The following is a 19755-nucleotide window of genomic DNA, read 5'->3' as shown; positions in this document are numbered from 1 at the left end:
TCCCGGATCCTCCCGCGTACGGTGAACGGCATGAACATCTGTGTCTTCCTCTCCGCCGCCGATCTGGACGACCGCTACACGCGCCCCGCGCGGGAGTTCGCGAAACTCCTGGGCAAGGGCGGGCACACCCTGGTGTGGGGCGGCTCGGACGTCGGGCTGATGAAGGTGGTCGCGGACGGCGTGCAGGAGGCGGGCGGCCGGCTGCTGGGTGTCTCGGTGGGCTTCCTGGCGGCCAAGGCGCGGCCGGGCGCCGACGAGATGGTGATCGCGGGGGACCTCGCCGAAAGGAAGCGGCTCCTCCTGGAGAAAGCGGACGCGGTCGTGATCATGGTCGGCGGTACCGGAACGCTCGACGAGGCCACGGAGATCCTGGAGCTGAAGAAGCACGGCAGGACGGACAAGCCGGTGGTGCTGCTGAACACGGCGGGCTTCTACGACGGCCTGAAGGAACAGTTCCGCCGCATGGAGACCGAGGGCTTCCTGCCCCGCCCGCTTACCGACCTGGTGTTCTTCGCGGAGGAGCCGGTGGGCGCGCTGGCGTACCTGGAAGAGAGCCGGGGCGTCGAGTGAGCGCCGGGTGATGCGAGCATGGAGGGCATGGCTACACATGTGATCACCGGGGCGGGGTCCGGCATCGGGGCGGCGGTCGCACGGCGGCTGCACGCGCGCGGGGACGAACTCGTGCTGCACGCGCGTGACGCGGGCCGCGCGAAGGAGTTGGCGGCGGAGTTCCCGGGGGCGCGGACCCTGGTGGGCGACCTGGCCGACCCGGACCGCCTGTCCTGGGCGTTCTCCCACCAGACGCTCCCGGAGCGGGTGGACTCCCTCCTCCACATCGCGGGCGTGGTCGATCTCGGCCCGGTCGGCGAGCTGACCCCCAAGACGTGGCGCCACCAGCTCAACGTCAACCTGATCGCCCCCGCCGAACTGACCCGGCACTTCCTGCCCCAACTCCGGCTGTCCCAGGGCCAGGTGGTGTTCGTCAACTCCGGCGCCGGCCTGAGCGCGAGCGCAGACTGGTCCGCGTACGCCGCGTCCAAGCACGGTCTCAAGGCCCTGGCGGACTCGTTGCGTCAGGAGGAACACGGGGCGGGGGTGCGGGTGACGACGGTCTATCCGGGGCGTACGGCGAGCCCGATGCAGGCGAAGGTGCACCAGCAGGAGGGCAAGGAGTACGACCCGTCGAAGTGGATCGACCCGGAGTCGGTGGCCACGACCATCCTGCTGACCCTGGACCTCCCCCGCGACGCGGAGATCAACGACGTGACGGTACGCCCGGGCCGAGGCTGACCTTCAGCCCGTCCGGCGTTTGAGGACGAGGCCCGTTGAGGGCCGTAGCGGGGTCTGGGGCGGCAGCCCCAGGGATGGGACGGGTAGGGGCGGCGGGGGCGAGGAAACCAGGGCCCGCACCAGCGCACCGCCCGCTCCACGAACTACGTAGGCTTCCCCAGGTGAACGCGAACCCCACCTTCGGCCCGGCCACCGGCGTCGGCTCCCTGCCCGGCAGCGACTCCCTGGAGGCCGTCAAGACGGCCACCGGATCCTTCGACGACTTCCCCTTCCTCCCCGAACTGCCCGCCCGCGGCCCCGGCGCCGACATGATCGGCCGCACCGCCGGAATGCTCGTCGAGATGTACGCGCGCGTGGAGCCCAGCGGCTGGCGGCTCGGGGACCGGCCGGGACGGGACACCAAGCGGGCCCGTTCCTGGCTCGGGGAGGACCTCGACGCGCTGGAGGAGTTCACCCAGGGGTACGAGGGACAGCTGAAGGTGCAGGCGGTGGGCCCCTGGACCCTCGCCGCGAGCCTCGAACTCAGGAACGGACAGCTGGCACTCTCCGACCCCGGCGCCTGCCGCGACCTCGCCGGTTCCCTCGCCGAAGGCATCCGCCTCCACCTCGACGAGCTGCGCCGCCGGGTGCCCGGCGCCCAACTCGTCCTGCAACTCGACGAACCGTCCCTCATCGCCGTACTGCGCGCCCAGGTGAAGACCGCCAGCGGCTACCACACGTACCGCGCCCCGGACCGCCAGGTCGTCGAGGCGACCCTCCGCGAGGTCATCGGCGTACACGGCGACGGCGGCGGGTCGGTGGTCGTCCATTCCTGCGCGTCGGACGTGCCCTTCGCCCTGCTCCGCCGGGCCGGTGCGGCGGCCGTCTCCTTCGACTTCTCGCTCCTCACCGAGCGTGACGACGACGTGATCGGCGAGGCCGTCGAAAGCGGCACGCGACTGTTCGCCGGTGTCGTGCCGGGCACGGATGCCCCGTTGTCAGACCCTGCCGGTAGCGTCAGTGGTGTCAGGTCGCTGTGGCGCAGGCTGGGGCTGCATCCGGGGCTTCTCACGGAGGCGGTCACGATCACTCCGTCGTGCGGACTCGCGGGCGCTTCCCCGCAGTACGCGCGACAGGCACTCGCCCACTGCGCCCAGGCGGCGAGATCACTCGCGGACAACCCAGAGTAACGGGAGGACAATACGGTGGCCGGCGAACAGCACGCACAGACCACATCGGTGCCCGCCGAGGCGCGCGACAGGCACGCCCAGCTCGCCGAGCGCGTCGAGGAGCACCGCTTCCGGTACTACGTGAACGACGCTCCCGTCGTCAGCGACGCGGAGTTCGACAAGCTCCTGCGCACCCTGGAGGCGCTGGAGGAGGAATATCCGGAGCTGCGCACGCCCGACTCCCCGACCCAGAAGGTCGCGGGGGCGTACGAGACGGACTTCACCTCCGTACAGCACCGCTCGCGCATGCTCTCCCTCGACAACGCCTTCGACGACCTGGAACTGGCGGCGTGGGCGGAGCGCGTCCACAAGGACGTCGGCGCCTCCGCGCACCACTTCCTGTGTGAGCTGAAGGTCGACGGTCTCGCCGTCAACCTGACGTACGAGAAGGGGCGTCTGGTGCGCGCGGCGACCCGCGGTGACGGCCGCACGGGCGAGGACATCACGCCCAACGTGCGGACGATCGCGGAGATCCCGGACCGGCTGAAGGGCGACCGCGTCCCGGAGCTGGTGGAGATCCGCGGCGAGGTCTACTTCCCGATGGAGAAGTTCGAGGAGCTGAACGCCCGTCTGGTGGAGGGCGGCGACAAGCCGTTCGCCAACCCGCGCAACGCGGCGGCCGGTTCGCTCCGCCAGAAGGACCCGCGCGTCACCGCCACCCGCCCGCTGCACATGGTGGTCCACGGCATCGGCGCCCTGGAGGGCTTCGACCCGCTGAGCCGCCTCTCCGAGGCGTACACGCTGCTGCACGAATGGGGCCTGCCGACCACGCGGTACGCGGAGGTGGTCGACGACCTCGACGGCGTACGGGCGTTCATCGCGAACTACGGCGAGAACCGGCACTCCGTGGAGCACGAGATCGACGGGGTCGTCGTCAAGCTCGACGAGATCCCGCTCCAGGGCCGCCTCGGCTCGACGTCCCGCGCCCCGCGCTGGGCGATCGCCTGGAAGTACGCGCCCGAGGAGGTCAACACCAAGCTCATCAACATCCGCGTGGGCGTGGGCCGTACGGGCAGGGTCACGCCGTACGCGCAGGTCGAACCGGTGACGGTGGCCGGCTCGGAGGTCGAGTTCGCCACGCTGCACAACCAGGACGTCGTCAAGGCCAAGGGTGTGCTGATCGGCGACACCGTGGTGCTGCGCAAGGCCGGTGACGTCATCCCGGAGATCCTCGGCCCGGTCGCCGACCTGCGCGACGGCACGGAGAAGCCGTTCGAGATGCCGGCCAGGTGTCCTGAGTGCGAGGAGCCGCTGCGGCCGATGAAGGAGGGCGACATCGACCTCCGCTGCCCCAACGCCCGTACCTGCCCGGCCCAGTTGAGGGAGCGCCTGTTCTATCTCGGCGGGCGCAAGTGCCTGGACATCGAGAACTTCGGGTACGTCGCCGCCGCCGCGCTCACCAAGCCCCTGGAGCCGGCCGAGCCGCCGCTCGTCGACGAGGGCGACCTCTTCGACCTCACCATCGAGCGGTTGCTGCCCATCAGGGCGTACGTCCTGGACCAGGACAGCGGGCTGCCCAAGCGGGACCCGAAGACGGGCGAGGAGAAGATCGCCACGGTCTTCGCCAACCAGGAGGGCGAGCCCCGGAAGAACGCGGTCGCGATGCTCGCCAACATCGCCGCCGCCAAGGACCGTCCGCTGGCCCGGGTCATCACCGGTCTGTCGATCCGGCACGTCGGGCCGGTCGCCGCCGAGGCGCTGGCCCGCGAATTCCGCTCGATCGAGCGCATTGAGCAGGCCTCCGAGGAGGAGCTGGCCACCACGGACGGGGTCGGCCCGATCATCGCGGCCTCGCTCAAGGAGTGGTTCGCGGTCGACTGGCACCAGGAGATCCTCCGCAAGTGGCGGGCCGCCGGAGTCCGTATGGAGGAGGAGGGGTCCGGCGAGGACGAGGGTCCGCGCCCGCTCGAAGGACTCACCGTCGTGGTGACCGGCACCCTCGAACACCACACCCGGGACGGCGCGAAGGAGGCACTGCAGAGCCGTGGAGCAAAAGTGACCGGTTCTGTTTCGAAGAAGACGTCTTTCGTGGTTGTGGGTGACAATCCTGGTTCGAAGTTCGACAAGGCCATGCAGCTGAAGGTGCCTGTTCTGAACGAGGACGGCTTCGCCGTCCTGCTCGAACAGGGACCGGAGGCAGCGGCCGAAGCAGCTCTTCCGACCGAGGAGTAGCGCAGGAGCACCAGAGGAGCAGGGGAGGGGCGGGGTTGAACACCACCCGATCGGCGCATACCAGATGCATACGGGTGGCCGGGTCGCATTCGGGCAACCGTCGTCGACCGCTGCCCCTGGAAGCCTTCTGCGGCCTACTGTTGACGTATGCGCCTGCCGTGCTCGGATGCGGTTCGGACGCGGTGCCGTTGACGGTTGTCGGGCATCGGACCGCGTGGCGTGGGCACCGCCGGCTGTGAGAGGGACGGGAATGGAACCGACCGAAAGCGCCGCCCCTCCTTCGCGGCTGCGCCGGAGCCGGATATCCGGCGCCTGGCGCTGGGGTTCCGCCCTCCTCGCGGGCCGGCCCGAGCCCGGTGGAGAACCGGGGGCGGCCCGCCGGGCGGCACGGTTCCTGGAACGGGCGGGCGTCGGCGCACGTACGACCGGACAGGCAGGCGGGACAGGCGGCACCGGGCAGCGCATCGTCGCGGACAGCAGGGTGTCGGCCCAACTGACGGCCCATCTCACCGCAGAGGAACGCGCCGAGCGGCTGCACGACCAGGACCCCGATCGCCAGCTGTCATGGCCCGCGCTGCCCCCGGTGGTCGTCTCGGTGGCCGGGTTCGTCCTCGGCGCCGGCTTCTACCGCGGCTTCACCGGCCATGACGCGCTCTTCCCGTCCGGCACCGTCGGCTGGGCTCTCGCCGTGCTCACCGGCGTCATCGTCGGCCACCTCGTCGCCCTCGGCCGCGCCCGCTGGTGGGGCGGCACCGGATCGGGCGCCGCCCTCACCCTCGCCGTACTCCTGCTGTACGGCTGGGTGCCGGCCGGCATGGTCAGCCTCACCGTCGTCGTCCTGGTCGGCATAGCCCGGCGCCACCGCTGGCGGCAGGGCATCCTGCACGGCGCGGTGGACATCCTCGGCATCGGCGCCGGCGCGCTCGTGCTCGCCGCGTTCGGCCGGGTCCCGTCCGTCGAGACACCGTGGAACCCGCAGACCTGGACGGTCTACACGGCGCCCGAGGTGATCCTGATCGCGGTCACCTACCTCGCGGTCACCCGCACCCTGCTCTGGTATCTGCACGCCCCGCGCGGCGGACTGCCCACCGTCGCCCGCTCCGCCCTGGTCAGACAGGGCCTGGTCGCGATCGCACTGCTCGGTATCGCGCCGCTGATCTGCGTGGTCGCCGTGGCCCTGCCGATCCTGCTGCCCCTCTTCGCGATCCCCCTCATCGCCCTCGACTCCACCCTGTGGATAGCCAGGGCCCGGGCCGAGGAACAACTGCGCGACCCGCTGACCGGACTGCCCAACAGACAGTGGCTCCTGGAGCGGACCTGGACGGCCCTCGACGATGCCGAACGCATCGACGCGCGGGCCGCATTGATGCTCATAGACCTCGACCGCTTCCGTTCCGTGAACGACACGCTGGGCCACCTCGCCGGTGACCGCCTCCTCCTCCAGATAGCGGACCGGCTGCGCCTCGCCCTGCCGCGCGGGGCGGAGGCCGCACGGCTCGGCGGTGACGAGTTCGCCGTCTTACTGCCGGTCGTCGACTCCACGACGTCCGCCATCCGTGTCGCCCGCAACCTCGTCACCGTGCTCGGCTCCCCGCTCGACCTCGACGGACTCACCCTCGTCCTGGAGGCCAGCGCCGGCCTCGCTGTCTTCCCCGACCACTCGCTCGACGCGGAGGGGCTGCTGCGGCGCGCGGACGTCGCGATGTACCAGGCGAAGCGGGACCGCACGGGCGTCGAGGTGTACGAGTCCAAGCGCGACTCGAACACCCCGGACCGGCTCGGACTCCTGGGTGACCTGCGGCGCGCGCTCGACGCGCACGAGGTCGAACTGCACTACCAGCCCAAGGTGCGCTTCGACGGGCAGGTCGCAGGCCTGGAGGCGCTGGTGCGGTGGGTGCACCCGGAGCGCGGGAAGGTACCGCCGGACGAGTTCATAGCGATCGCCGAGTCGTCCGGGCTGATGCCCCATCTCACGGAGTACGTGCTGGAGACGGCGCTCGAACAGGTCGCGAAGTGGCGCTCCCAGAAGCTGTTCGTCCCGGTCGCCGTCAATGTCTCCCCGCGCGACGTCCACTCGCCCGGGTTCGCGGGATCGGTCGCCGCGCGACTGGCCCGGCACGGGGTCCCGCCGGGGGCGCTCCAGCTGGAGATAACGGAACACGTGCTCCTGGAGGACCCGCAGAAGGCCGCGGACACGCTGGCCGCGCTGACCGCGCACGGTGTGAAGATGTCGCTGGACGACTTCGGGACCGGGTACTCGTCGCTGGTGCATCTGCGGCGGCTGCCGGTGAGCGAGCTGAAGATCGACCGGTCGTTCGTGGGGCGGCTCGTGGTGGACACGGAGGACGCGGAGATCGTGCGGTGCACGGTGGATCTCGCGCATTCTCTGGGGCTGCTGGTGGTCGCCGAGGGCGTGGAGGACGACGAGACGTGGGAGCGGTTGCGGGACCTGGGGTGTGACGCGGTGCAGGGGTGGCTGGTCGCCGCCGCGATGCCTCCTGAGGAGGCCACGGCGTGGTTGCTGGCGCGGGGGACTCGTGGGTGGCAGCGGCCGCGGGCGGCTTTGCCGGCCGCGGAGTGATTCGGGGAGATCTCCCACCCGCGCACCACCCGTTTACCGTCTCTCAAGAGGCTGACGTCGCCTGTGGGGGTCACTCGCCATCGGCGGCCTCGGGTGCGCTGCGGTAAACCCGTGCATGGGTTGTCCCGCCTGCCCTCTAGGATTGGGGCCAAAACCCACACCGCACTCACCCAGAGGATCGCTGCATGCCTGGCATCACGCGCGAGGAGGTCGCCCACCTCGCACGGCTGGCGCGTCTGGAGCTGAAGGGCGAAGAGCTCGACCACTTCGCAGGCCAGCTCGACGACATCATCGGCGCGGTCGCCCGCGTCAGCGAGGTCGCCGACCAAGACGTACCGCCGACCTCGCACCCGCTGCCGCTGACGAACGTCATGCGCGCGGACGAGGTCCGTCCGTCGCTCACCCCCGAGCAGGCGCTCTCCGGCGCCCCCGCCCAGGAGCAGCGGCGTTTCAAGGTGCCGCAGATCCTGGGGGAGGACTAATCACCATGACGGACAACATCATCATCCGGCTCACCGCCGCCGAGACCGCCGCGAAGGTCGCCTCGGGCGAGCTGACGGCCGTCCAGGTCACCGAGGCCCACCTCGCGCGGATCGAGGCCGTCGACGAGAAGGTGCACGCCTTCCTCCACGTCGACCGGGAGGGCGCTCTCGCCCAGGCCCGTGCCGTCGACGCCAAGCGCGAGCGCGGGGAGAAGCTCGGTCCGCTGGCCGGCGTACCCCTCGCGCTCAAGGACATCTTCACCACCGAGGGCATTCCGACCACCGTCGGGTCCAAGATGCTCGAAGGCTGGATTCCGCCGTACGACGCGACCGTCACCAAGCGGCTGAAGGCCGCCGACGTCGTCATCCTCGGCAAGACCAACATGGACGAGTTCGCCATGGGGTCCAGCACCGAGAACAGCGCGTACGGGCCCACCGGCAACCCGTGGGACCTCACCCGCATCCCCGGTGGTTCCGGTGGTGGGTCCTCCGCCGCGCTCGCCTCCTTCCAGGCGCCCCTGGCCATCGGTACGGACACCGGCGGTTCCATCCGTCAGCCCGCCGCCGTCACCGGCACGGTCGGCGTCAAGCCGACGTACGGGGCCGTCTCGCGGTACGGCATGGTCGCCTTCTCGTCCTCCCTCGACCAGGGCGGGCCCTGCGCCCGTACGGTCCTGGACGCCGCGCTCCTCCACGAGGTCATCGCCGGGCACGACCCGCTCGACTCCACCTCGATCGACTCCCCGGTCCCGCCGGTCGTCGAGGCCGCCCGCAACGGCAGCGTCGAGGGCATGCGCGTCGGCGTCGTCAAGCAGTTCCGCGGCGAGGGCTACCAGGCCGGCGTCATCCAGCGCTTCGACGAGTCCGTGGCGCTGCTGAAGGAACTGGGCGCCGAGATCGTCGAGCTGGACTGTCCGTCCTTCGACCTGGCGCTGTCCGCGTACTACCTGATCGCGCCCTCCGAGTGCTCCTCCAACCTCGCGCGCTTCGACGGGCTCCGTTACGGCCTGCGCAGCGGCGACGACGGCACGCACTCCGCCGAAGAGGTCACCTCGCTCACCCGCGCGGAGGGCTTCGGCCCCGAGGTCAAGCGGCGCATCATCCTCGGCACGTACGCGCTCAGCTCCGGCTACTACGACGCGTACTACGGCAGCGCCCAGAAGGTCCGTACGCTCATCACCCGGGACTTCGAGAAGGCGTTCGAGTCGGTGGACGTGATCGTCTCCCCGACCACGCCCACCACCGCCTTCCCGATCGGCGAGCGCGCCGACGACCCGATGGCGATGTATCTCGCGGACCTCTGCACCATCCCGACCAACCTGGCCGGCAACGCGGCCATGTCCCTGCCCTGCGGTCTCGCACCGGAGGACGGGCTCCCGGTCGGTCTGCAGATCATCGCCCCGGCACTCCAGGACGACCGTCTTTACAAGGTCGGCGCGGCCGTCGAGGCCGCCTTCGTGGAAAAGTGGGGGCACCCGCTGCTCGAGGAGGCTCCGTCGCTGTGAGCAAGGCTCTTTCGAAGGCCAAGGGCTTCAAGAAGTCCAGGTCCGGCACGTATCTGTCCATCGCGACCACCGCGTTCGGTGCCGTCAGCGTCGCCAAGCAGGCCAAGAAGGCCCGCCTGGAGAGCGACACGCTGCGCCTCATCGACGCGGCCGTGTCCGCCGCCGCCATCGTCACCGGCCTCGCCATCCTCTACCGCGAGCTGAAGCGGCTGGGCGACGACGACGTCCTGCTGGGCTGAGAGGGAAGTTTCACAGTGACCACCACGACCGACACCGAACTGGTGGCGTACGAGGACGCGCTGGCGTCGTACGACCCAGTCATGGGCCTCGAAGTCCATGTCGAACTCGGCACCAAGACCAAGATGTTCTGCGGGTGTTCCACCGAACTGGGCGCCGAGCCCAACTCGCAGACCTGCCCGACCTGCCTCGGCATGCCCGGCGCGCTTCCGGTCGTCAACGCGATCGGCATCGAGTCGGCCATCAAGATCGGCCTCGCGCTCCACTGCGAGATCGCCGAGTGGTGCCGCTTCGCCCGGAAGAACTACTTCTATCCGGACATGCCGAAGAACTTCCAGACCTCCCAGTACGACGAGCCGATCGCCTTCAACGGCTACCTCGACGTCCAGCTGGAGGACGGCGAGACCTTCCGGGTGGAGATCGAGCGCGCCCACATGGAGGAGGACACCGGCAAGTCGCTGCACGTCGGTGGCGCGACGGGCCGTATCCACGGCGCCTCGCACTCGCTCCTCGACTACAACCGCGCCGGCATCCCCCTCATCGAGATCGTCACCAAGCCGATCGAGGGCGCCGGTGAGCGCGCTCCCGAGGTCGCCAAGGCGTACGTCGCCGAGCTGCGCGAGCTCATCAAGGCGCTCGGTGTGTCGGAAGCCCGCATGGAGCAGGGCCAGATGCGCTGCGACGTGAACCTGTCGCTGCGCCCGCACGGCCGTGAGAAGTTCGGCACCCGGAGCGAGACCAAGAACGTCAACTCGCTGCGTTCGGTGGAGCGCGCCGCCCGGTTCGAGATCCAGCGGCATGCCGCCGTACTCAACTCGGGCGGGACGATCATCCAGGAGACCCGGCACTTCCACGAGGACACCGGGTCGACGACCTCGGGCCGTGTGAAGGAGGAGGCCGAGGACTACCGGTACTTCCCCGAGCCGGACCTGGTGCCGGTGGCCCCCTCGCGTGAGTGGGTCGAGGAGATCCGCGCCGGGCTGCCGGAGCTGCCGCTGGTCCGCCGTAACCGGCTCCTCGCGGAGTGGGGCGTCACGGCGACCGACATGCAGTCGATCCTCAACGCCGGTGCCATCGACCTGATCGTCGCCTCGATCGACGCCGGTGCCGACGCGGCCTCGGCCCGCAAGTGGTGGATGGGTGAACTCGCGCGCAGCGCCAACGAGTCGGGCACCTCGCTCGACGCACTGGCCATCACGCCCGAGCAGGTCGCCCGGCTCACCGCACTGGTCACCGCCGGCGACCTGAACGACAAGCTGGCCCGCCAGGTCATCGAAGGCGTTCTCGCGGGCGAAGGCACCCCGGACGAGGTCGTCGAGAAGCGTGGCCTGAAGGTCGTCTCCGACGACGGCGCGCTCAACACCGCTGTCCAGGAGGCCATCGCCGGCAACCCGGGCATCGCGGACAAGATCCGCGGCGGCAAGGTGGCCGCGGTCGGCGCCCTGGTCGGCGCGGTCATGAAGGCGACCCGGGGACAGGCCGACGCGGCCCGCGTCAAGGAACTGATCCTTGAGCAGCTGGGCGTCAGCGAGGGCTGAGACTGAGCCACGTGGCAGTACCTGGGGGCGCATCGGGTTTCCGATGCGCCCCTTCGGCTTGCGCTATGTCACGTGCGGCGCCCCACAACCCGTACGAAGCCCAGGGACCGGCCCTGGTCGGCGCGCATCAGCTGCACCTGGTCGCGGGCCATGTCCGCCATGAACTCCTCGGTGCTCTCCTGGGCGCAGACCTCGCTCCACAGCAGCCAGTCCCGCCAGCCGTCCGGCTGCCAGTCGGCGGCCTCCACCGTCACGGCCCCGCTGCGCGTCCACTGGCGCCGCCACCAGGCGGGGGAGTGGAACGCCCAGAAGTCCGGCTCCCAGAACGGCTTCAGGTGCTCCGGCGGCTCGACGCCGTCCGGCTCCTCGCGCAGCGCGGGCATGGCGACACCGATCCGCCCGCCCGGCTTCAGCAGCCGGGTGAGGCTCGGCAGATACAGGTCGTTCGTGCCGAAGTACTGGTAGGCGTCGATGCTCACGATCGCGTCGAACGACTCGTCGCCGAAGGGGAGTTGGTGCGCCTCGGCGTACACGGGCAGCACCCGGTCCGCGACGCCCGCCTCGGCGATGCGGCGCGCGTTCTTGGCGGGCTCGATCCACAGGTCGGCGGCGGTGACCTGGACGTCGTACTCCTTGGCGAGGAAGACCGACGTCATGGCCTTGCCGCAGCCCAGGTCGAGCACCCGGGCGCCCGGCGGGAGGGCGTCGAGGCCGAGCGCCGGGGCCAGCCACTCCAGCAGCCACAGGGCGTGCGGGCCCATCTGGTTGTCGATGGTCCAGCGGGCGTTGTAGCTGTTGCTGCGCGGGTGGCGGGGGTGGGTCAGCCGGTCAGTGAGCTGGTCGAGAGGGTCGTTCGAGGTCCTGGATGTGATGTCGGACATCGGTGAACGGGCTCCTTGGGTTCTGCGACGACGAAGAACGGAATGCGTAGGAGCTCGGTCGGACCTTCAAAAAACGCACCTGCTCAGCTGGGCGGCCACAAGCCGTGTACGGACAGTCGACGACCGGACGCTAGCAGTGCGCGTCCGCCGCCCGCATGAGGATTTCTCAGGCGGGCGCGGTACGCTCCCGCGCCATGGACGAAGACGAGGAGGAGTACGAGGACGCGGTGCTGGACGCGCGGCGGGCCCGCTGGACGGCGACCGGGACCGGGGCGCTGCTGGCCCTCGCGGGCCTCGCGGCCTCGACGCTCCGTGTCACGGGCTCCGCGCCCGTGCTGGTGCCCGGCGCGTACGCCTTCGGCGCCGCCGTCTGCGCGCTCGCGGCGGTGCTGGGGGCGCGGGGGCGTACCCGGCGGGCCCTGTGGCTGCTGATCGCCGGGGTGATGGTGATGGCACTCGGCGACCAGTTCGACTGAAACGACAGATTCGACTGAAACGACAGAGGCGACAGAGTTCATCTGATTGTCCTGTGACGTGACTCGCACTCTTGTGAGTAAGGGCACGAACGACTCAAACGATCGCGATCGCCTGCGACAGTGGTTCGGCATCACTCTTGCGCTCATTCGTTTCTTTGCGGGCTGTTCTGTTCATTCACTACTGTTCCCGGGCAAAGATCCACTTTTCACCCAGGGAGCATGTCTGTGGCAGTCCTCGCACGCTGGTGTGTCAGGCACCGCCTCGTCGTCGTTCTGATCTGGCTCGCCGCCTTCGCCGGCGTGACCACCGCCGCTGCCGTCGTCGGCTCGGCGTACTCCAACGACTACGAAGCCCCCGGCACCGAGTCGGGCCGCGCCACCCAGCTCCTTGAGGACGGCTTCCCCGGTCTGGGCGGCGACACCGACACCGTCGTCTGGCACACCGCCGCCGGCACGGTCCGTGCCGCCGACGTCGAACAGACGATGACCGGCACCCTGGACGCGATCGCCGACCTGCCCGGAGTGGCCTCGGTCGGCAGCCCGTACGAGGGCCGCAGCAGCAGCCAGATCAGCGGCGACGGGCGTACGGCGTACGCCACCGTCACCTTCGACGAGTCCGCCGAGGACATCGGCAAGGGCGAGGCGCAGGCCGTCGTCGACGCGGCCGAGGCGGCGCGGGCCGACGGGCTCCAGGTGGAGCTGGGCGGCGGGGCCATCGCGCTCACCGAGTCGTCCGGCGGGCATCTCGCCGAGGCCGTGGGCGTGGTCGTCGCGGCCGTCGTGCTGTTCCTCGCCTTCGGCTCGCTCGCCGCCTCCGCGCTGCCCATCGCCACCGCACTGGTCAGCGTCGGCACGGCCTACGCCGGGATCGTGCTGCTCGGCCACGCCATGACCGTCGCCGACTTCGCGCCCATGCTCGGCATGCTGATCGGACTCGGCGTCGGCATCGACTACGCCCTGTTCATCGTCACCAGGCACCGACGCGGGCTCAAACGGGGCCTGCCGGTTGCCGAGGCGGCCGTCAACGCCGTCAGGACCACAGGACGCGCCGTCGTCTTCGCGGGTGCGACCGTTTGCATCGCGCTGCTCGGGATGCTGATACTGCGGCTCGGCTTCCTCAACGGGGTCGCGATCGCCGCCTCGCTGACGGTGGTCCTGACCGTCGCGGCCTCCGTGACCCTTCTCCCGGCCCTGCTCTCCTTCATCGGGCCCCGCGCCCTGAGCCGGCGCGAGCGGCGCAGGCTGGCCGAGCACGGGCCCGAGCCGGAGCTGCCCACCGGGTTCGCCGCCCGCTGGTCCGCGTTCGTCGAACGCCACCCCAAGCTGCTCGGCGCCGCCGCCCTGGTCGTCATGGCGGTGCTCGCCCTGCCCACCTTCTCGCTCCACCTCGGCACCTCCGACCAGGGGAACAACCCCCGGTCGACGACCACCCGCCAGGCCTACGACCTCCTCGCGGACGGATTCGGCCCCGGCGTCAACGGCCCGCTCACCCTGGTCACGCCCGTCTCCGACGCCGAGGACAAGCTCGTCCTCGACAACCTCGCCGCCACCATCCGGACCACCGACGGCGTCGCCTCGGCCTCGCCGGTGACCTACAGCGCGGACGGTTCCGCCGGGTACCTCACCGTCGTACCGGAGTCCTCTCCGCAGTCCGCCAGGACCAGTGACCTGGTGGAGCGGCTGCGCGAGAACGTGCTCCCGCGCGCGGAGACCGGCACCTCGCTCGACCTCCAGGTCGGCGGGGTCACGGCGAGTTACGACGACTTCGCGGATGTGATCATCGGCAAGCTGCCGCTGTTCGTCGGCGTCGTGATCGGCCTGGGCTGTCTGCTGCTCCTGCTCGCGTTCCGGTCGATCGGCATCCCGCTCAAGGCCGCCGCGATGAACGTCGCCGCCGTCGCCTCCTCGTTCGGCGTCGTCGTCGCGATCTTCCAGTGGGGCTGGGGGAGCGAGCTGCTGGGCCTGGGCAGCGCGGGCCCGATCGAGCCCTTCCTGCCCGTGATCATGGTCTCGGTCCTCTTCGGGCTCTCCATGGACTACCAGGTCTTCCTGGTCAGCCGGATGTACGAGGAGTGGCTGGAGACCGGCGACAACCGGCGGGCCGTCCGGGTCGGCCTCGCCGAGACCAGCCGCGTGATCAACTCCGCGGCGGTCATCATGATCTCCGTCTTCCTCGCCTTCGTCCTCTCCGGTGACCGCGTGATCGCCATGTTCGGCATCGCGCTGGCCGCCGCCGTGGCCCTCGACGCCTTCGTCCTGCGTACGCTCCTGGTGCCCGCGCTGATGCATCTGCTCGGCGGCGCCAACTGGTGGCTGCCCCGCTGGCTCGACCGGCGCCTGCCGCGCATCAGTATCGAGCCGCCCGAACGCCGTGACGCCGGCGCGCAAATGCCGGGCGTCGACGAGGCTGCCCGTGCGAGCATGCCGGACGTAACTGACGTGGATGTCATGAGCGTCATGGACGTACTCGTGAAGGAGCAACCGCAGGATGTACGCGATATCCCTGGGTGACGACGGCGCCGAACTGCGACCCCTGGAGCCCTGGCACGCCGAGGAGTTCCTCGCGCACCTCGACCGGGGACGGGACTTCATCACCCGGCACATCCCGTTCGGCATGAAGTCCACGGACCTCGACTCCGCGCGGGAACAGATCCAGCGGTACGCCGACCAGCGCGCCGCCGACACCGGGTCGCTGCACGGCATCTGGCTGGACGGGAAGCTCGTCGGCGGCGTCCTGTTCCTCAACTTCAGTGCGGAGCACGGCAACTGCGAGGTCGGCTGCTGGCTGGAACCGGCCGGTACCGGACGCGGCCTGATCACGCGCGCGATGCGGGTCCTCATCGACTGGGCGATTGACGTACGCGGCATCCACCGTGTGGAGTGGCACGCGTCGTCCGCCAACGAAGCGAGCATCAACGTGGCGCGGCGGCTGGGCATGAGCCGTGAGGGCCTGCTGCGGGCGAACTATCCGCACCGGGGCGTCCGCCAGGACACCGAGATCTGGTCGGTACTCGCGCCCGAGTGGCACGCGACACGCGCGCGTGCGGCTCACAAGGATCATTAAGGAACTTCTCAGACGACGTCCGTACGGTGCGAGGTATGGGAACCAAGACAGCAGACGAGACCGGCGCCGAGACCGGTACCGAGGCGAAGAGCGACGACGCGAAGAGCGGCGGGGAGACGGTGGACATCACCAAGGGCGAGCAGCCGACCGAGACCACGGCTGAGACCGAGGCCGAGGTCGAGGTCCTGGGCGACGCGGACGAGTACGAGGGCGACGACCTGGAGGCCGGGGCCGAGAAGGAAGGCCCCTCCGGCGTGGGCCAGGGCGTCGCCGCCGTCGTGTCCGCCGTGCTCGGCTTCGTCTCGCTCACCGGCAGCTGGGTGGGCACGGTCGCCGGCGCACGCGAGGGGATCAACGGCCAGCTGGAGATGCAGGCCGCGTCGTCCGCGAGCGTCGCCAACCAGGTCGAGGCGATCTACGGCGACGCCTGGCAGGCCACCGCGCTGTGGGGCGGCATCTTCGCGCTGGCCGCGCTGCTCGTCGGTGTCGCGGCCATCGCCCGGCCCGCGTTCGGCGCCCCGGGCAAGCCGCAGCCGGTCTGGATCAGGTCGGTCTCCTGGGCGGGCGTCGCGCTCGGTGTCCTCGGACTGCTCCTGGCGGTCCTCAAGTACACCGACGTCATCCTCGGCGTACCTTCCGTGTCCTGACGCGTCACCGCAGGTCAAGAGGGGCCTTAGGCCGACCGTAAGTACCTTACGGTCCGGCTGGGGCCCCTCACCTGTTTCTAAGGCCCCCACCCCCTCGGAAGATGCGGAACTCTCCCGATGTGGCGGACCCCCCTGGGAGACGAAGGTTGAGACATCGCAGAAAGCGATGACCGGCCGATCCCGTCAGGGACGTGAGGGGCACACCATGTTCGAGTACGAACTCCACCAGATCCGTTCCGCCGAACTGCGCCGCGAGGCCGCGGACCAGCGCCTGGCCCGGGAAGCGGTCCGTGGCGCCCGCGCCGCCCGCCGCGAGGCCGCGAGCCGCGCCGCCGAGGGCGAGGTGCATCCCGGCGGCCAGCGCCGGCACTGGTTCACCCGGGCCGCGTGAGCACGGAGGGACGGGCGGACGGCCGTGCGGAATCCAGCAGCTCGGAAGCCGGTCGCCACGTGTCCGGTACCGCTGATCCCGCGGCGTCGCTCCTCCCCGCGCACACCGCGGCCGTCCGCCCCACGACCCGCAACGGGCCGGTTGCCGTCTCGGCGACCGGCCCGTCCGTCACCGCGCCCCGCGCCCTGCCCATCGGCGCAATAACCAGTCCCGCGATGTCAGAGCCCTGTGCGATGCTCTGGCCCGTGGAAACCAGGTCCGTCAGTCCCGTGTTCGTCGGTCGCGCCGATGAACTCGGAGTGCTGCACGACGCGCTCGCCCGTGCCGCCGCCGGTGAACCGCAGGCGCTGCTGCTCGGCGGGGAGGCCGGGGTCGGAAAGACACGGCTGGTCGAGGAGTTCGCCGGCGCCGCCTCCGGCCGGGGCGCCGTCGTCGCGCTCGGCGGCTGCGTCGAGATCGGCGCCGACGGACTGCCCTTCGCGCCCTTCTCCACCGCCCTGCGCGCCCTCCGGCGTGCTCTGCCCGCCGAGTTGGCCGCCGCCGCTGCCGGGCAGGAAGAGGAACTGGCCCGGCTGCTCCCCGAGTTGGGCGAGACCGGCGCCGGACGGCACGACGAGGAGGGCATGGCACGCCTCTTCGAACTCACCGCCCGCCTCCTGGAGCGCGTCGCCGCCGACCGCACGGTCGTCGTCGCCCTCGAAGACCTCCACTGGGCCGACGCCTCCACCCGCCACCTCCTCGCCTACCTCTTCCGCACCCTGCGCACCGGCCGCCTCGTCGTCCTCGCCACCTACCGTGCCGACGACATCCACCGCCGCCATCCGCTGCGTCCCCTGCTCGCCGAACTGGACCGGCTGCGCACGGTCCGCCGGATCGAGCTGAGCCGCTTCAACCGCACCGAAGTGTGCCGCCAGATCGCCGGCATCCTCGCCGCCGAACCCGAACCGGCCCAGGTCGACGAGATCTTCGACCGCTCCGACGGCAACGCCTTCTTCGTCGAGGAACTCGCCGTCGCCGCCCACGAGGGCTGCCGCACCCGCCTCACCGACACCCTCCGCGACCTCCTCCTCGTCCGCGTCGAGAGCCTGCCCGAGAGCGCCCAGCGGGTCGCCCGGATCGTTGCCGAGGGCGGCTCCACCGTCGAGTACCGGCTGCTCGCCGCCGTCGCGGGCCTCGTCGAGGACGACCTCATCGAGGCGCTGCGCGCGGCCGTCGGCGCCAACCTCCTGCTTGCCACCCCGGCCGGCGACGGCTACCGCTTCCGCCACTCCCTGGTCCGCGAGGCCGTCGCCGACGACCTGCTGCCGGGCGAACGCTCCCGCCTCAACCGCCGGTACGCCGAAGCCCTGGAGGCCGACCCCACGCTCGTCCCCGCCGGCGAACGTGTCATGCGCCTGGCCAGCTACTGGTACCACGCCCACGACCCGGCCAAGGCCCTCCCCGCCGTCCTGGACGCCTCCGTCACCGCCCGGCGCCGGTACGCCCACTCCGAGCAACTACGGCTGCTGGAACGGGCGATGGAGCTGTGGGACGCCACCCCCGACGCCGTACGGGCCACGCTCCGCCCCGTCGACTACACCGAGGTCTACCCGCCCCGCGGCTGCGATCCCGCCACCACCCCCCTGCGCTACCTGGACCTCATGGCCGAGGCCGCCGTCGCCGGCCGGCTGTGCGGGGAGCGTGAACGCGCGCTGAAGATCATCAAGCGCGCGCTGCACCTCCTGGAGGACGACGGCGACCCACTGCGCGCCGCCTGGTTCTGGTGCCAGCGCTCCCGCCTGGTCCAGGCCCTGTCCCGTGGCGACGGCTGGCAGGAACTGGGCACCGCGCAGGAACTCGTCCGCGGTCTGCCGCCCTCGGAGGTCCACGCCGAGGTCCTGGCCAGCGGCGCCACCTGGTCGATGCTGCACTGCCCGGGCCCCGAAGCCGTCGCGGCGGCCGAACGCGCGGTGGAGTACGCGCGCATGGTGGGCGCCCGCGAGATCGAGATGGGCGCCCGCCTCACCCTCGGCGGCCTCATGGTCGACGCGGGTGACCTCGAAGAGGCGCTCGCGGAGATGCACGAGGTGAAGGAACGGGCCGTCGAGGACCACATCCCGTTCGTCGTGGGACGCGCCTATACGAACCTGCCGTCCGCACTCGAATCGGTCGGCCGCTCCCAGGAAGCGGTCCCGATCCTGGAGGAGGGCATCGCCTACGCGCGGAAGTTCGGGCAGCTGGACTCCGAGGCCTGGGTGTGGGGCAACCTCTCCGAGTCGCTGTACTCCCTGGGCCGCTGGGACGAGGCCGTCGAGGCCGGGGCGAACGCGCTGCTGCGCGGCCACAGCGAGAAGCCTCAGGGCGCGAGCGCCGTCTGCCTGGCCCACCTCGCGCTGAGCCGGGGCGACGTGGCCGAGTCCGCGACCCGACTGGCCGCCGCCCGCGCCCACTTCGGCTCCCACGACCCCATGCCCCAGCAGTCGCTGCCGCTCGCCCGCATCGCGATAGGTGTGGCCGCCGCCGAGGGCCGCCTCCTCGACGCGCGCACCGAACTGGCCCACGTCCTGGACACCGGTTTCCCGCCCGGCACCCAGCGCTACGGCTGGCCGCTGCTCCTCGCCGCCGCCACCGCGGAGGCCGACGCCCGCGCCCTGCCCATGGTCGAGGCGGGCCGCGCCGAGACCCTCGCCCGCATCCGCGACACCGTCAGGACACTCACCACGGGCGCCCCCGTCTGGCTCGCCCACGAACAATGGGTGCGCGCCGAACTCCAGCGCGCCGACGGCACCGCCACCCCCGGCACCTGGTCGCGGATCGTCACCGCCTTCGAGGTCCTGGACCGCCCGTACGACCTCGCCAGGGTCCGCCACCGGCTCGCCGAGGCCCTGCTGACGGACGGCGCCGAGCCCGCCGACCGCGACCGGGCGACCGAGCTGCTCCGCCTGGCCGTCGCCGTCGCCGACCACCTGGGCGCCCGCCCCCTCGCCGACGCCGTCACCCTCCTCGCCCAGCGCGCCCGCCTCACCCTGACCCCCACGCCCGGCCGCGCCCTTCCCGCCGCCGATCCGGCCGAGTCCCTGGGCCTGACCAGCCGCGAACGAGACGTCCTGCGTCTGGTCTCCGCCGGCCGCACCAACCGCCAGATCGCCGAGGAACTCTTCATCTCCCCGAAGACGGCGAGCGTCCACGTCTCCAACATCCTGGGCAAGCTGGGCGTTTCAGGGCGCGGGGAAGCGGCTGCGGTGGCACACCGGCTGGGGCTGTTCCCGGCGGGGGCCGGGGATCGTCTGACGGCGGGATAATG

Annotated in this window: 16 protein-coding genes; 15 read left to right on the top strand and 1 reads right to left on the bottom strand. The window is 71.0% G+C overall.

What is annotated here, in order from left to right:
* Positions 1–30 precede the first annotated feature (30 nt).
* The 9 genes from ACH4TV_RS29510 to gatB all read left to right on the top strand — a co-directional run bounded on the left by ACH4TV_RS29510 (position 31) and on the right by gatB (position 11013).
* Positions 31–570, top strand: coding sequence for a TIGR00730 family Rossman fold protein (locus tag ACH4TV_RS29510; protein WP_398403307.1), 540 nt, complete (start codon positions 31–33; stop codon positions 568–570).
* A gap of 18 nt (positions 571–588) precedes the next feature.
* A complete protein-coding gene (locus ACH4TV_RS29505) occupies positions 589–1290 on the top strand; it encodes an SDR family oxidoreductase (protein ID WP_398403305.1) in 702 nt (233 codons plus the stop codon).
* Positions 1291–1451: 161 nt separating this feature from the next.
* Complete coding sequence (locus tag ACH4TV_RS29500; protein ID WP_398403303.1) at positions 1452–2459, top strand: methionine synthase; 1008 nt, start codon at positions 1452–1454, stop codon at positions 2457–2459.
* A gap of 15 nt (positions 2460–2474) precedes the next feature.
* Complete coding sequence (ligA, locus tag ACH4TV_RS29495) at positions 2475–4670, top strand: NAD-dependent DNA ligase LigA (protein ID WP_398403301.1); 2196 nt, start codon at positions 2475–2477, stop codon at positions 4668–4670.
* Positions 4671–4920: 250 nt separating this feature from the next.
* Entirely contained in the window at positions 4921–7251 is a 2331-nt protein-coding gene (locus tag ACH4TV_RS29490; RefSeq protein WP_398403299.1) for a putative bifunctional diguanylate cyclase/phosphodiesterase, read from the top strand.
* A 185-nt stretch (positions 7252–7436) separates the two neighbouring features.
* The gene (gene gatC, locus ACH4TV_RS29485; RefSeq protein ID WP_190154674.1) at positions 7437–7733 is read left to right on the top strand and encodes an Asp-tRNA(Asn)/Glu-tRNA(Gln) amidotransferase subunit GatC; all 297 of its coding nucleotides are present in this window, start codon (positions 7437–7439) and stop codon (positions 7731–7733) included.
* A 5-nt stretch (positions 7734–7738) separates the two neighbouring features.
* Positions 7739–9238, top strand: coding sequence for an Asp-tRNA(Asn)/Glu-tRNA(Gln) amidotransferase subunit GatA (gene gatA / locus ACH4TV_RS29480; protein WP_398403297.1), 1500 nt, complete (start codon positions 7739–7741; stop codon positions 9236–9238).
* Entirely contained in the window at positions 9235–9477 is a 243-nt protein-coding gene (locus tag ACH4TV_RS29475; RefSeq protein WP_398403295.1) for a hypothetical protein, read from the top strand. Before gatA ends, ACH4TV_RS29475 begins: the two co-directional genes overlap by 4 nt.
* Before the next feature lie 15 nt (positions 9478–9492).
* Positions 9493–11013 (top strand): Asp-tRNA(Asn)/Glu-tRNA(Gln) amidotransferase subunit GatB, encoded by a 1521-nt coding sequence (gene gatB / locus ACH4TV_RS29470; RefSeq protein ID WP_398403293.1) that lies wholly within the window; start codon positions 9493–9495, stop codon positions 11011–11013.
* 68 nt (positions 11014–11081) lie between these two features.
* On the opposite strand, the gene ACH4TV_RS29465 is transcribed toward gatB, so the two are convergent.
* Positions 11082–11894, bottom strand: a complete 813-nt coding sequence (locus ACH4TV_RS29465) for an SAM-dependent methyltransferase (RefSeq protein WP_398403291.1) — start codon at positions 11892–11894, stop codon at positions 11082–11084.
* Positions 11895–12088: 194 nt separating this feature from the next.
* Here ACH4TV_RS29465 and ACH4TV_RS29460 point away from each other — a divergent pair, with 194 nt between their 5' ends.
* The 6 genes from ACH4TV_RS29460 to ACH4TV_RS29435 all read left to right on the top strand — a co-directional run bounded on the left by ACH4TV_RS29460 (position 12089) and on the right by ACH4TV_RS29435 (position 19753).
* On the top strand, positions 12089–12370 hold the full coding sequence (locus ACH4TV_RS29460) for a hypothetical protein (protein ID WP_398403289.1): 282 nt from the start codon (positions 12089–12091) through the stop codon (positions 12368–12370).
* A gap of 225 nt (positions 12371–12595) precedes the next feature.
* Complete coding sequence (locus tag ACH4TV_RS29455) at positions 12596–14881, top strand: MMPL family transporter (protein WP_398403568.1); 2286 nt, start codon at positions 12596–12598, stop codon at positions 14879–14881.
* The gene (locus ACH4TV_RS29450) at positions 14859–15434 is read left to right on the top strand and encodes a GNAT family N-acetyltransferase (RefSeq protein ID WP_398403287.1); all 576 of its coding nucleotides are present in this window, start codon (positions 14859–14861) and stop codon (positions 15432–15434) included. Before ACH4TV_RS29455 ends, ACH4TV_RS29450 begins: the two co-directional genes overlap by 23 nt.
* A gap of 35 nt (positions 15435–15469) precedes the next feature.
* Entirely contained in the window at positions 15470–16081 is a 612-nt protein-coding gene (locus tag ACH4TV_RS29445) for a hypothetical protein (protein WP_398403285.1), read from the top strand.
* Positions 16082–16286: 205 nt separating this feature from the next.
* Positions 16287–16472 carry a hypothetical protein gene (locus ACH4TV_RS29440; RefSeq protein ID WP_398403283.1) on the top strand — a complete coding sequence of 62 codons (186 nt, stop codon included), beginning with the start codon at positions 16287–16289 and terminating at the stop codon, positions 16470–16472.
* 233 nt (positions 16473–16705) lie between these two features.
* A complete protein-coding gene (locus ACH4TV_RS29435) occupies positions 16706–19753 on the top strand; it encodes an AAA family ATPase (RefSeq protein ID WP_398403566.1) in 3048 nt (1015 codons plus the stop codon).
* Positions 19754–19755 lie beyond the last annotated feature (2 nt).

This window comes from Streptomyces sp. NPDC020898, from assembly GCF_044333925.1.
Lineage (GTDB): Bacteria > Actinomycetota > Actinomycetes > Streptomycetales > Streptomycetaceae > Streptomyces.
Note: the sequence above shows the minus strand (reverse complement) of the source record. Positions and strands in the feature narration are given on the sequence as shown.

Bases quoted from the DNA above. Each gene is read 5' to 3' on its own strand.
- ACH4TV_RS29440 (WP_398403283.1), top strand. From the start codon at position 16,287: ATGTTCGAGTACGAACTCCACCAGATCCGTTCCGCCGAACTGCGCCGC.
- ACH4TV_RS29435 (WP_398403566.1), top strand. From the start codon at position 16,706: ATGCTCTGGCCCGTGGAAACCAGGTCCGTCAGTCCCGTGTTCGTCGGT.
- gatA (WP_398403297.1), top strand. From the start codon at position 7,739: ATGACGGACAACATCATCATCCGGCTCACCGCCGCCGAGACCGCCGCG.
- ACH4TV_RS29490 (WP_398403299.1), top strand. From the start codon at position 4,921: ATGGAACCGACCGAAAGCGCCGCCCCTCCTTCGCGGCTGCGCCGGAGC.
- ACH4TV_RS29445 (WP_398403285.1), top strand. From the start codon at position 15,470: ATGGGAACCAAGACAGCAGACGAGACCGGCGCCGAGACCGGTACCGAG.
- ACH4TV_RS29450 (WP_398403287.1), top strand. From the start codon at position 14,859: ATGTACGCGATATCCCTGGGTGACGACGGCGCCGAACTGCGACCCCTG.
- ACH4TV_RS29505 (WP_398403305.1), top strand. From the start codon at position 589: ATGGAGGGCATGGCTACACATGTGATCACCGGGGCGGGGTCCGGCATC.
- gatC (WP_190154674.1), top strand. From the start codon at position 7,437: ATGCCTGGCATCACGCGCGAGGAGGTCGCCCACCTCGCACGGCTGGCG.
- ACH4TV_RS29465 (WP_398403291.1), bottom strand. From the start codon at position 11,894: ATGTCCGACATCACATCCAGGACCTCGAACGACCCTCTCGACCAGCTC.
- ACH4TV_RS29510 (WP_398403307.1), top strand. From the start codon at position 31: ATGAACATCTGTGTCTTCCTCTCCGCCGCCGATCTGGACGACCGCTAC.
- ACH4TV_RS29460 (WP_398403289.1), top strand. From the start codon at position 12,089: ATGGACGAAGACGAGGAGGAGTACGAGGACGCGGTGCTGGACGCGCGG.